Source organism: Aquitalea sp. ASV15, from assembly GCF_016429115.1.
Classification (GTDB): Bacteria; Pseudomonadota; Gammaproteobacteria; order Burkholderiales; family Chromobacteriaceae; genus Aquitalea; species Aquitalea magnusonii.
Window position 1 is genome coordinate 101,708 of sequence record NZ_JAELTZ010000002.1, and the last position, 11,403, is coordinate 113,110.

Here is an 11,403-nt window from a genome sequence, read left to right on the forward strand (position 1 = left end):
ATTCGTACCAGTTACTTGGCCAAATTACCGGTCTTACCCAGTAACTTTTCCTTTTCCAGCAGCTTGACCAGGTCGACAGTATTGAAAAAGCGAACCCGCTTGTTCCGGTGAATCGCAGCAATACCCAGTGCCCTGCCCAAATGGCTTATGCGGGTGCCGGTAGCTCCCACCAGAATCAGCTTGTGTGCCGTTTCCATAATGCTATCGCCGGCCAGTTGCTCAATCTGGCTTTGCGATAACGGGGTTTCTGTCCAGTCAAAGGCAGCCAGGTCGCGGTGAATCGGGAATTTCGCTGCTTTGAGCTGGTAACGCAGGCTGCGAGTTTGCCGGTCTTGCTCTTCGGCTTCGATCAGTCGCGCCAGCCAGGCTTCCGGTGCCGTAGGCTGTCGTGGCCTCTCTGCGTGCAATTCACTTCAGGCGGCCGCTATTCCATACAGTTGCAGCGATTTGAGCTGCGCAATGCAATCCATGCAGGACATGTTCGCTTTTCCTCACATTCCCGTGCAGATACCTGTTGGGCCTGGTATGCAGCCCTCACGTCAACGGTGGCCTCCCGGCTTCGCCATACGCTTGCTTAGCCGCCATTTCTTTCGTACCGGCAGATACCCTTCCGCCGTGATTTCAATCCAGTGCGCCGCCAGCATGGCCTGGTGCAACTGGCAGGCCTGGCCATAACCCATGCGCAGCTGTCGCTGTACATAACTGATGCTGATTGACTGATCCTGGCGTGCAGCTGCTAACAGTTGGATAAACACTTCTTGTTGAGTGATGTCCTGCATTGCGCATGCTCCATATGTCATTTGGTTTGGCAATGCTATGATCATGAATGGACAATTATTGTCGCAATATCCGCTTAGCATGGTCTACATGCTGCACCGCATCTGGAAACACGTATGGCTGCTGATGACATTTGCAGGAATAAAAGACTGCTGAGCATCTCCCGGCACTTGGCAAACGCCGGTGACACGGGTCTGGGCATGCAAGCCCTGCTCGACAAACTGGGTCAGCTGGATGACGACATGCAAAGCCGTAGCGGTCGTAAAAGTGTTCTCACATCCCAAAAGACGGATTCCCGCCGCAAGATGCTGCAACGGGACCTGCGCACGCTCATCGATCAAGGCTATGTTCGCCCGGATGGCCGTGGCCCGGCACGGCGCTATATCCGCACCCAGCAACCCATTGAGGCCGAAGTGGATGCCCTGGTGATGGACAAACTGACCTTGCTGCGCGCGCGCTGCAACGAACACAACAAACCCATCAACATGCTGCCCTTACTGCGCCAGCTGTTGGGGCCACAAGGCAGCATGACGGGAGAGTGCCTGCGTATCGAACCGGATTCATTTCAACTGATTCCAGCGCCCATCCGCCAGTCTTGCCTGGAGGTGGCTATCGCTGCGCTTCGTGATGGGCAGATGGTAAAACTGACTTACCGTAACCGCCTGGGTGAAAAGTCAGTCAATGAACTGACTCCGCTGTACATCAGAATCAAGGGGGCCGGCTTGTATTTGCGAACGCGCAAACTGGATGGTCAGGAACGGGACTATGCCCTGCAGCGGTTTGTTGACATCCAGCAACTGGACAGACTGATCGAGGAGGCCGACCCCAGCCCCGCGTTCACTACACCAACGGCAATGATGCAGATCCGCATGAGGGTGTCCAGGGCAATGGAAGCCACCCTGCTGGATTGCAAGATCAGTCCCGATCAGCGCATTACTCCACTCGCGTCCGGTGATGACATGTCTGCCCTGGTGGAAGCCACTGTCACCGATGATGCATGCTTTTCGCGCTGGATATTGAGCTGGTGCAATGACATAGAAATAATTTCTCCTGCAAAATTGCGTGAGCAAGTAGCAGTCAAGCTTAAAACCGCACTGCAACGCTATCAAACCAACCAAGGAAACACTGATGCCACTGGTGATTGAACATATTGACGAAATAGCTCGCCGCTTGAATCGGGATGTTCTACTCATCGGCCCAGACCGAACTCATGGCGCCAAACCAGACAGCTCCTGGAAAAGCAGCGCAGAACGCAAGAGTCTGCTGGCGTGGCTAGAGGAACACCATATCGACTGGGAACCATGCGGTTGGTTATCCACACCGGGTGTTACATATGGATACGAAGGTGACATCTATCTGGACCTTCCTTATGCCCCTGACGATGCGCGCTACCAGCAACTACAGGACTTTGTGCAGGAGCAGGACGACGGGAGTACCAAATGGCCGGGCGTGAGGGTGTATCTTTTTTCCTTTTACTTCTGCTGTAAACGCCTGGTTAACTACAAATCCCAACCATGAATTACAGCACAATTTTTTAATAAAAATTCCTTGCCCACACACCAAATATCATGCAGGCACCCCACTAAAGCATATCAAAGCGCCCCAATAACACCATCAATATATTTTATACAGAACTTGATCATGCGCAAAAATCAATACCTTGCCGATTCGGACGTTGCAGATTTCGCTATCTGGCTATCGTCTGAAATAACAAAGCCAAAATTAACACACCGTTATGAAAAATCAAATGGCAGTCTCGTTGAATTCAACAGCCTTGCTGATGCTTTCAAACAGTACGAATGGCCATTTCGCTTCACCGGCCCGGAAAATAAGGAATTCAAGGGAAAAAGCTACAAAGATAGCGAGCAGGCACTGGCATATTTAGCAAAACATCTTCGCTTGGCACTTCATGCTGGCAATGATAATGAAGTATGCGAATGGGCCTGTCGTATCATGAAATGGGGTGGAGTAAGCCATGGCAATGCATCTTGGCTTCGTAACAATGTTAATGGACTGGCGGATGAGATTCTGACAGTGGAAGCTGCGCTGAATGCTGAAGAGGAAGGAATCCAGGCATTGCAGTCAGTTCGGCGCTTTAATTCCGGGATGACGAAAGTATATTCACTCCTCATCCCAGGATTCATTATCTATGATAGCCGAGTCGCGGCAGCTTTGGCATGGTTTGTAAATAAATGGTGCGAAAAAACCAGTAGAAAACAAGTGCCCTCCTCGCTGGCCTTTCCTTGCATGCCGGCAAAGGAAGGAGAGAATCCCCGGATTCGAAAATCGAGAAATCCATCCAATGGTACGCGCATATTTCCGAAACTTAACAATCAAGCTCGCGTACATGCACAGTGGAATTTACGTGCAAGTTGGCTGCTTGATGAATGTCTTCGTCACAGCGCCCCCATGCCATTCATTAACTTGCGTGAGCTTGAAGCTGCACTATTCATGTGGGGCTACAACTTGAACAGCCATGAGACAAGAATCGTAGATTAATCATGCGAGCTAGTGCCGGATGGGCTACCAGCATGAAAATCCATTGCGCCATAGTCAAATTGGCGTCAGGACCACTCCCCAGTAAGAAACAATCTTTTCAGCGGGCATTTGATGTCGAGAAAGATACCCTTATTGCCGATCGCCGACTAAAGAATATTATACCAACCCTCATCAAGAATAAAATATTCGATCGGAACATCCTGGCAGACAAAACCATTTCCGCCGCCAAATGACAGGACCACCATTATTACCGGTTTGTATATATTGCTGGCTCAAGCAATAATTTTTTACCTGCGATAGGGTGGTGATGCTTTTGTGGCGGCTTACAATACTTCAGCAGCCTCTTTCATCTCAAATGAGAAGGTCTGCTTTGATCCAATATATGCCGACTAAAGCAATCATCATCGGTTGGCATTTTCATGTGTGGTCGATATCCGATCAGCGCCGGGAGCAGCCCGGCGTAAGATCTTCGACTACAGCCAGATGTTCCAGTAGCAGGAGTACCACCATGGCTTTGCAAATGCACTATCGCCACCAATGCATGGGAAGCAATATTCCCGGAGCTTCAAGGGTATTCAGGAATGGCCGTTGATAGCAGGTTAGCGACTGTTGCAATGCAGATTGGCAGGCTACGCGAATCGCTTGCGGCAAAAACGGCAAGAGCCGCAATCGGTCCATGACTTAGCCCGCCTCACCAGCACCAGCCCCCACAGCGCAAGGCGGGGGCTGTGCGGGCGCAGTCCGTTCACAGTGAACCGCTATAGGCTTCCTCGCCATGCAGGGTCTGGTCCAGCCCGGTTTCCTGCGTATGCTCGTCAATCAGCACCGGGGTCATCTTGTTGATCAGCCACAGCATGCCGTAGGTAAAGCCAAAGGCCCACAGACCGGACACCAGTGCCGCCACCACCTGTTTCCACAGGAAATCCGGGTTACCCATCAACAGGCCATCCGCCCCGGCCGGGTTCCAGGCCTTGCTGGCAAACACCCCCAGCAGCAATGTGCCCAGCAAGCCGCCCACGCCGTGCACGCCCCAGACATCCAGCGCATCATCCCAGCCCAGACGGTTTTTCAGTTGCACCGCGTAGTAGCACACCACGGCAGCGATCACGCCGATGACGGCAGCCGTACCCAGCGACACATAGCCCGCCGCCGGGGTAATGGTGGCCAGGCCAGCCACCGCGCCGGTCAGCAGGCCGATGAACTTGGGCTGACGGGCATGCGACCACTCCAGGAAAAACCAGGCCGTGCCGGCAAACGAGGCGGCTACGTCGGTATTGAGGAAGGCCGATGCGGTGATGTAATCCACCCGCAGTTCCGAGCCGGCATTGAAGCCATACCAGCCAAACCACAGCAAGCCGGTACCCAGGGCAATCAGCGGCACATTGTGCGGCTTGTTTTCCACCACCGAGCGTCGTCCCACATACAGCACGGAGGCCAGCGCGGCAAAGCCGGCGGTGTTATGCACCACGATGCCACCGGCAAAGTCCAGCACGCCCCACTTGGCCAGCAGGCCATCAGGACTCCATATCATATGGACAAAGGGGAAATAGACAAAAATCAGCCAGCCGGTGAGAAACAGGAAATATGCCTTCACCGTCACCCGGTTGGCGAAGGCTCCGGTGATCAGCGCGGGGGTGATGATGGCAAACATCATCTGGTAGGCCACATGCACGATCAAGGGAATACCGGCATCGTTGCCGGTATACATGGTATGCAGGGTAACGCCCTGCATGAAGGCGTAGTAGGTGGGGTCGCCGACGATGCCGTGCCATGTCGGGCCAAAGCACATCGAATAGCCAAAGGCAAACCACAGCACCGTGGTCCAGCCCAGTGACATGAAGCTTTGCGCCATGATGGTCAGCACATTCTTGCGGCCGACCAGGCCACCATAAAAGAACGCCAGACCAGGCGTCATCAACATGACCAGGCTGGCACAAAGCAGCATGAAGCCGGTATTGCCGACATTAAGCGGCATGAGGGAATTTGTCATCGTACACATCCTTCAATCCATAAATAATTATTTACTAATACTGTTGTGGGTGGGATGCTGCGCTTCACTGCAGCAAGCGCATTTGCGGCAGATCAAGTGAATGCACGACTCCGGACAAGCTGACAGCCTGCGCCACTTTCCCGCCGCCAGCGCGTGGCAAAAATGCTGAAATCACCGCCGGCAGGCACCGGTACTTCTGCCGGTAACAGCACAGCCAGCCGCAAGCTGCTCACTGCCGCAAGAGTGGGCGGGCCGGGCTGCTGTTTGCTGCACGGCTCCCTGCCGTGGCATTCCACCACCACATGGCGCATGCCGGCCATCGCGTCGCCCCTGCCGGCAGGATGCCGCCATGGCCGCTGTTGTTGCAGCCGCCACCAGGCTGAGCAGGATTCAGCTGCGACATTGCCCTGCCATTCCCGGCAACAGGCCATTTCCCTCGGCAGGCCAGCCGAATACGGCCAGCCGGCCAAAGCATGCTAAAATTCACGCTTTACAAATGCCGGCTGCCCGGTAATATTTTGGCTTCGCCAAACTTGGGCAAGCGGCTGCCAAGCCCTGTCAGCCACACCATGCTTGCAAACGACATCATCCAGCTTAGAGCCGCTACCAAAACCCCTGCCGCTGCGTTGCGCCTCCTAGCCGTACCCTCGTACTGTCTGCGTCGGCGCGCCTGGTCCCAGAGACGCTACGCTGTTTTGTTAGCCGCTATCAGCCCCCCGAAGACGCACTCATGAAATGGAACTCCGGCCGGCTATGGCTTCGTATCTCGGTCTACGGCGCAACAACGCTGCTGGCGCTGTTTGTCATCATCCAGGCACTGATTTTCTGGAATTTCGATGAAGCGTCGATCCGTACCACCCTCGCCGCCTCGCTGCGCGATACCCAGCGCCAGGTGGTGGTGGAAGGCAAGATCAGTCCCACACTGTTTCCCTCCCCCGGTCTCAGCATTCACCAGCTCACCATCAGCGAACCGGGCAGCAGCCTGCCCTTTGCCCGGGTAGAGCAGCTGGACGTCTATCTGTCCTGGTTGCCGCTATTGACCGGCAACCGCGAAATCAAGGCGCTGGAACTGCATGGGGTCAGCGCCAGCATCATCCGTGCCGCCGATGGCCGGCTGTCGGTGATGGACTTGTTCCAGCGCCATGCGCCGGGCAATGTCAGCATGAAGCTGGACAGCCTGCTGGTACGTGAAGGCACGCTGGTCTATTCCGACCGCGTGACTGGCAATGACCAGAAACTGGACACCATCAGCCTGGATGCCGACGATCTGCGCAGCAGCGCCAACCTGAGCGCCGCTGCCATCCTCAGTAATGGCAAACGCCCCATCCGCCTGGCCATCAGCACGCCGCTCACCATTCAGGATGACCAGGTCAGCCTGGAAAAAGTGGATGCCGTTGCCCTGTCCGAGCTGCCTGGCCTGGGCGAGAGCAAGTTTGCCGCCACCGGCCAGTACAAGCTGAATTTCGCCACACTGCAAACCTCGGGCAAGGATCTCAGTTTCAGCTTCAGCAGCGAGCGCCCCAGCAGCCAGCTGGAGCTGAAAGTGCCGGAGCTGAACGCCAGCTTCAATGAAATCACCATGCCGTCGGCCCATCTGGGCGGCAAGCTCAGCTATGCCCACAGCCAGTACCAGCTGGATGCCGGCCTGGACAACCTCAAGTTCACCGAAGGCGGACTGGCCGCGGACAAGGTCAAGGGTGATTTCAACTGGCAGGCCGGCGACACCCGGCTCAACTTCAAGCTGGACGCCCCGCTGGCGCTGATGGGCATGAAGCAGCTGCGCTTGCAGCCGCTGAACATGACCGCCACGCTCACCACGCCGCTGCTGCCACGCGGCAAGCTGTTTTCCAGCATGCAAGGCGCGCTGGACGGCGACCTGGACGAACCGCGGCTGAATCTGCGCGTGGCCGGCAAGCTGGACGGCTCCGACCTGTCGGTGACGGTCAGCCAGTTTGGCCTGATGAAGCCGCGTCATGAGGCCACCTTGTCGGTGGGCAAGCTCGACCTCAACCGCTACCTGCCGGAAAGCAAGGGCGATCCGGTGGCCATCTTCCAGGACAGCAAGCCGATTCCGCTGGACTGGCTCGATTACTTCGACCTGACCGGCAAGATCGCCATCGGCGAACTGGCCATGGGCCGCTTCCGCATGAACAACCTGAGCGCCAGCGTGCGCGTCAATCCGCGCGAACTGGAGCTGGACCAGATGTCGGCCGACATCTACCAGGGCCGCTTGCAAGGCGACATCCTGCTGGCACGGCGCGATACACCACACCTGGAGGTCAAGCAGACGCTGAAGGACATGAACATCCGCCCGCTGCTGGTCGACCTGTTCAACTTCGGCCGGCTGGATGGCAAGGGCAATGGCCAGGTTGACATCAGCGCAGATGGCAAGTCCTTCCTCGACCTGCGCAACACCCTGACCGGCACGGTGGAAACCAGCCTGAACAAGGGCGCGCTGTCCGGCATCGACCTGGTTGCCGCACTGAAAAACCTGCCGGCCGAGCTGAAAGAGTGGAACAGCCAGGCCCAGGCCGATCAGAAAACCACCTTCTCCACCCTGTCGGCCGGCTTCCGCCTGGACAAGGGCGTGGCCCGCAGCCAGAACATGCAGCTGGCTTCACAGCTGGTCAATGTCAAGGGTTCGGGCAAGGTGGACCTGACGCAGAACATCGTCGACTACACCATGGATGTACAGGCCAATCCGCAGGAATTCAGCCGGCTCAAGGGGGTCAACGTGCCGCTGAAGATTACCGGCCCGCTCAATGCGCCGGTATATGCACTGGACTTCAACGCCATGGTCAAGGGCAAGAAGACCGAGGGCGAAAAGCAGCAGGCACTGAAGCAGGAGCTGAAAAAGCAGATCACCACCATCCTGCCCTGAGCCGGCAGGCCGGGCAGACAAGCACAAGGCCGTGTCGATGACACGGCCTTGTTGATATGGACGGGCAGCAGCGGCGGCTCAGCCTTCCAGAATGCGCGCCTCGGCCAGCGCCAGCTGCTCAGGCGTGCCCAGCAGCACCAGCACATCGTTGGCATCGATTTCAAAATCGGCATCGAAGTCCAGCCGGCGAATGCTGTTGCGGCGCACCGACTTCACCTCCACCCCCAGCCCTTCCAGATGCAGCTCACCCAGCGGCCGGCCGATGGCATGGGCGCCGGGGCAGGCCTGAATGCTGAGCAAACGCGGCACCAGCGCCTCGTCCAGCCCTTCGGCATCATCGCTGGCACCACGGAAAAAGCCGCGAAACAGGTTGTAACGCTCTTCCCGCACCGAGCGGATTCGGCGCAGCACCCGGTTTAGCGGCACGCCCAGCACCATGAGCGCCTGCGAGGCCAGCATCAGGCTGCCCTCCATCACCTCGGCCACCACCTCATCGGCACCGGCCTTGCGCAGCAAATCGATATCGCTGTCGTCCACGGTACGCACGATCACCGGCAAATCCGGCCGGGCCGCCTGTACCGTATGCAAAATGCGCAAGGCGGCATGGGTATCGGCAAAAGTCACCACCACCACCTTGGCGCGCATCAGGCCACCGGCCACCAGCACTTCCTTCTTGCCGGCATCGCCGAACACCACCGGGTCGCCGGCCTCACCGGCCTCGCGCACCCGCTCCGGGTCCATGTCCAGTGCGAAAAACGGAATGCTCTCGGTTTCCAGCAAACGCGCCAGCGCCTGGCCGCTACGGCCATAGCCGCAAATCAGCACATGATCGGACTTGCCCATGCTCTCCACCAGCAGGTGGTGCAGGCTCAAGGCCTGCATCATCCAGTCCTGCTTCACCAGCCGGCGGGTAATCGCCTCGCCATGCATGATCATGAACGGCGCCACCAGCATCGACAGCAAGATGGCCGCAATGGCAGCCTGCTCGGTGCTTTCGGCAATCAGGCCCAGGTTGCCGGACAAGGCCAGCAGCACGAAACCGAACTCGCCCCCCTGCGCCAGCGCCAGGCCGGCCCGCATGGAATGATTGGGCTGGTGGCGCAGCAAACGCCCCAGCACAAAGACAATGCCCAGCTTGGCCAGCAACAGCAGGCCCAGCATCAGCGCCACTTCGCCAAAGCGCTCGAACAGCACCGACAGTTGCAGGCGCATGCCGACGGTGACAAAGAAAAAGCCCAGCAGGATATCGCGGAAGGGCTTGATGTCCTCTTCCACCTGATAACGGTATTCGGTTTCGGAAATCAGCATGCCGGCCACAAAAGCCCCCAGCGCCAGCGACAGGCCGGACAACTCGGTCAGCCAGGCTACCCCCAGGGTGATCAGCAACACATTGATCATGAACAGCTCGCCCGAACGCTGCCGCGCTACCAGATGAAACCACGGCCGCACCAGCCGCTGGCCGAAAAACAGCAGCAGTGCCATCACCACCACCACTTTCACCGCCGCCAGCCCCAGATCCATCCACAAGGTTTCGCTACCGCCGGCAAAGGCCGGCAGCAGGATCAGCAAGGGCACCACCGCAATATCCTGGAACAGCAACACGCCAATCGCCAGCTGGCCATGCTGCTGATTCAGCTCCAGCCGTTCGGTCAACAGCTTGCTGACAATGGCGGTGGATGACATGGCCAGCGCCCCCCCCACGGCAAAGCCGGACAGCGCCGAACCGGACAGCCAGCCCATCACCAGCGCAATCAGCAGCATGGTCGCCAGCACCTGGGCCAGCCCCAGGCCAAACACCAGATGCCGCATGGCACGCAGCTTGGGCAGGGAAAACTCCAGCCCGATGGAAAACATCATGAAGACAATGCCGATCTCACCAAGAAACTGGGTTTCCTCGCCATCCGGAATCAGGCTGGTCACGCCGGGGCCGGCCAGAAAGCCCACCACCAGATAACCCAGCATCGGCGGCACCCGCAGGCTGCGACACAGGGTAACGGACAGGACGGCGGCCAGCAGAACCAGCACAATGGGAGCAAGCGAATGCATTGGTGCGACAATCTCCTGTAAAACCGGGCAAGAAAAAGGACATGATGCGGACAAGGCCAGCCGGACTGAACGCCAGACCACGCCCGACCCGCGCAAAAACAGCCATGACCAGGGCTGAAACGCTAGCGCGCAATGATTGTTAATCAGCCGACAAGCAAAAGATGCACCAGCTTGTGACTCCGCCGATTATAACCTTTGATATACTTTCCCCCATGGAAAAAGCTCAAGCAAGGTCGCCACTCGACCTGGCACGCGAAGTGCTGCAAACCGAGGCCGACGCAATCCTGGCCCTGTCCCGTCGCCTGAATGGTGATTTTCTGCGTGCGGTCGAGGCCATTCTGGCCTGTACCGGCCGCATTGTTGTCACCGGCATGGGCAAGTCCGGCCACGTCGGCCGCAAGATCGCCGCCACCCTGGCCAGCACCGGCAGCCCGGCCTTCTTCGTCCATCCGGCCGAAGCCGCCCACGGCGACCTGGGCATGATTACCGCACAGGATGTGGTCATCGCCCTGTCCAACTCCGGAGAGTCCGGCGAAGTGGTGGCCCTGCTGCCCGCACTCAAGCGCAAGGGCCTGGTGCTGATCGCCATGACCGGCAATCCGGCCTCCTCGCTGGGACGGGAAGCCGACATCCTGCTGGACACCCAGGTAGAAAAGGAAGCCTGCCCGCTGGGCCTGGCCCCCACCACCAGCACCACGGTACAGATGGCACTGGGCGATGCACTGGCGGTTACCCTGCTGGACGCACGCCAGTTCGGCCCGGAAGACTTCGCCCTGTCCCATCCAGGTGGCAGCCTGGGTCGCCGCCTGCTGGTACACGTCAAGGACCTGATGCACAGCGGTGAAGAACTGCCCCGCGTCGCCCCCGGCACCGCCCTGAAAGACGCCCTGCTGGAAATGTCGCACAAGCGGCTGGGCATGGTGGCCATCGCCGGCACAGACAATGTCATCTGCGGCATCTATACCGATGGTGACCTGCGCCGCACGCTGGAGCATTCCGGCAATATCTACGACCTGAACATCGACCAGGTGATGAGCCCCGCCCCGCAAACCATCCTGTACAGCAAGCTGGCCACCGAGGCGGTGCACCTGATGGAGCAGCGGCGCATCACCAGCCTGCTGGTGGTGGATGCCGACGGCAAACTGGCCGGCGCCATCCACATGCACGACCTGCTCAAGGCCGGCGTGGTCTAGCCCCGCTAGCACGCCAA

At 58.2% G+C, this 11,403-nt stretch carries 9 protein-coding genes; 5 read left to right on the forward strand and 4 right to left on the reverse strand.

The window, feature by feature from the left end; genetic code table 11:
- Positions 1 to 11 precede the first annotated feature (11 nt).
- Together JHD64_RS01335 and JHD64_RS01340 are read right to left on the reverse strand one after the other, a co-directional pair.
- Positions 12 to 407: an ATP-binding protein gene (locus tag JHD64_RS01335; protein WP_199052024.1), complete on the reverse strand. Its 396-nt coding sequence runs from the start codon at positions 405 to 407 to the stop codon at positions 12 to 14.
- A 132-nt stretch (positions 408 to 539) separates the two neighbouring features.
- Positions 540 to 779 (reverse strand): DNA translocase FtsK, encoded by a 240-nt coding sequence (locus JHD64_RS01340; protein WP_199052025.1) that lies wholly within the window; start codon positions 777 to 779, stop codon positions 540 to 542.
- A gap of 114 nt (positions 780 to 893) precedes the next feature.
- On the opposite strand from JHD64_RS01340, the gene JHD64_RS01345 reads away from it, so the two are divergent.
- The 3 genes from JHD64_RS01345 to JHD64_RS01355 all read left to right on the forward strand — a co-directional run bounded on the left by JHD64_RS01345 (position 894) and on the right by JHD64_RS01355 (position 3,276).
- Positions 894 to 1,922: a YafY family protein gene (locus tag JHD64_RS01345; protein ID WP_199052026.1), complete on the forward strand. Its 1,029-nt coding sequence runs from the start codon at positions 894 to 896 to the stop codon at positions 1,920 to 1,922.
- Positions 1,906 to 2,295, forward strand: coding sequence for a hypothetical protein (locus tag JHD64_RS01350; protein ID WP_199052027.1), 390 nt, complete (start codon positions 1,906 to 1,908; stop codon positions 2,293 to 2,295). The genes JHD64_RS01345 and JHD64_RS01350 overlap by 17 nt, the downstream gene beginning before the upstream one ends.
- 123 nt (positions 2,296 to 2,418) lie before the next feature.
- A complete protein-coding gene (locus JHD64_RS01355; protein WP_199052028.1) occupies positions 2,419 to 3,276 on the forward strand; it encodes a hypothetical protein in 858 nt (285 codons plus the stop codon).
- 745 nt (positions 3,277 to 4,021) lie between these two features.
- On the opposite strand, the gene JHD64_RS01360 is transcribed toward JHD64_RS01355, so the two are convergent.
- The gene (locus JHD64_RS01360) at positions 4,022 to 5,266 is read right to left on the reverse strand and encodes an ammonium transporter (protein WP_199052029.1); all 1,245 of its coding nucleotides are present in this window, start codon (positions 5,264 to 5,266) and stop codon (positions 4,022 to 4,024) included.
- Positions 5,267 to 5,996: 730 nt separating this feature from the next.
- Here JHD64_RS01360 and JHD64_RS01365 point away from each other — a divergent pair.
- Positions 5,997 to 8,147: an AsmA family protein gene (locus tag JHD64_RS01365; RefSeq protein WP_059287317.1), complete on the forward strand. Its 2,151-nt coding sequence runs from the start codon at positions 5,997 to 5,999 to the stop codon at positions 8,145 to 8,147.
- A 78-nt stretch (positions 8,148 to 8,225) separates the two neighbouring features.
- Here the strand turns inward: JHD64_RS01365 and JHD64_RS01370 are convergent, their stop codons facing one another.
- The gene (locus JHD64_RS01370) at positions 8,226 to 10,193 is read right to left on the reverse strand and encodes a monovalent cation:proton antiporter family protein (RefSeq protein WP_110313351.1); all 1,968 of its coding nucleotides are present in this window, start codon (positions 10,191 to 10,193) and stop codon (positions 8,226 to 8,228) included.
- Between the two features lie 212 nt (positions 10,194 to 10,405).
- Between JHD64_RS01370 and JHD64_RS01375 the strand changes: the two genes are divergently transcribed.
- The gene (locus tag JHD64_RS01375) at positions 10,406 to 11,386 is read left to right on the forward strand and encodes a KpsF/GutQ family sugar-phosphate isomerase (RefSeq protein WP_059287318.1); all 981 of its coding nucleotides are present in this window, start codon (positions 10,406 to 10,408) and stop codon (positions 11,384 to 11,386) included.
- The last annotated feature ends 17 nt before the right edge of the window (positions 11,387 to 11,403 follow it).

What these genes read in the sequence shown, in the direction of transcription:
- JHD64_RS01340 (WP_199052025.1), bottom strand. Translation starts at nt 779, where the DNA reads ATGCAGGACATCACTCAACAAGAAGTGTTTATCCAACTGTTAGCAGCT.
- JHD64_RS01365 (WP_059287317.1), top strand. Translation starts at nt 5,997, where the DNA reads ATGAAATGGAACTCCGGCCGGCTATGGCTTCGTATCTCGGTCTACGGC.
- JHD64_RS01375 (WP_059287318.1), top strand. Translation starts at nt 10,406, where the DNA reads ATGGAAAAAGCTCAAGCAAGGTCGCCACTCGACCTGGCACGCGAAGTG.
- JHD64_RS01355 (WP_199052028.1), top strand. Translation starts at nt 2,419, where the DNA reads ATGCGCAAAAATCAATACCTTGCCGATTCGGACGTTGCAGATTTCGCT.
- JHD64_RS01350 (WP_199052027.1), top strand. Translation starts at nt 1,906, where the DNA reads ATGCCACTGGTGATTGAACATATTGACGAAATAGCTCGCCGCTTGAAT.
- JHD64_RS01345 (WP_199052026.1), top strand. Translation starts at nt 894, where the DNA reads ATGGCTGCTGATGACATTTGCAGGAATAAAAGACTGCTGAGCATCTCC.
- JHD64_RS01360 (WP_199052029.1), bottom strand. Translation starts at nt 5,266, where the DNA reads ATGACAAATTCCCTCATGCCGCTTAATGTCGGCAATACCGGCTTCATG.
- JHD64_RS01370 (WP_110313351.1), bottom strand. Translation starts at nt 10,193, where the DNA reads ATGCATTCGCTTGCTCCCATTGTGCTGGTTCTGCTGGCCGCCGTCCTG.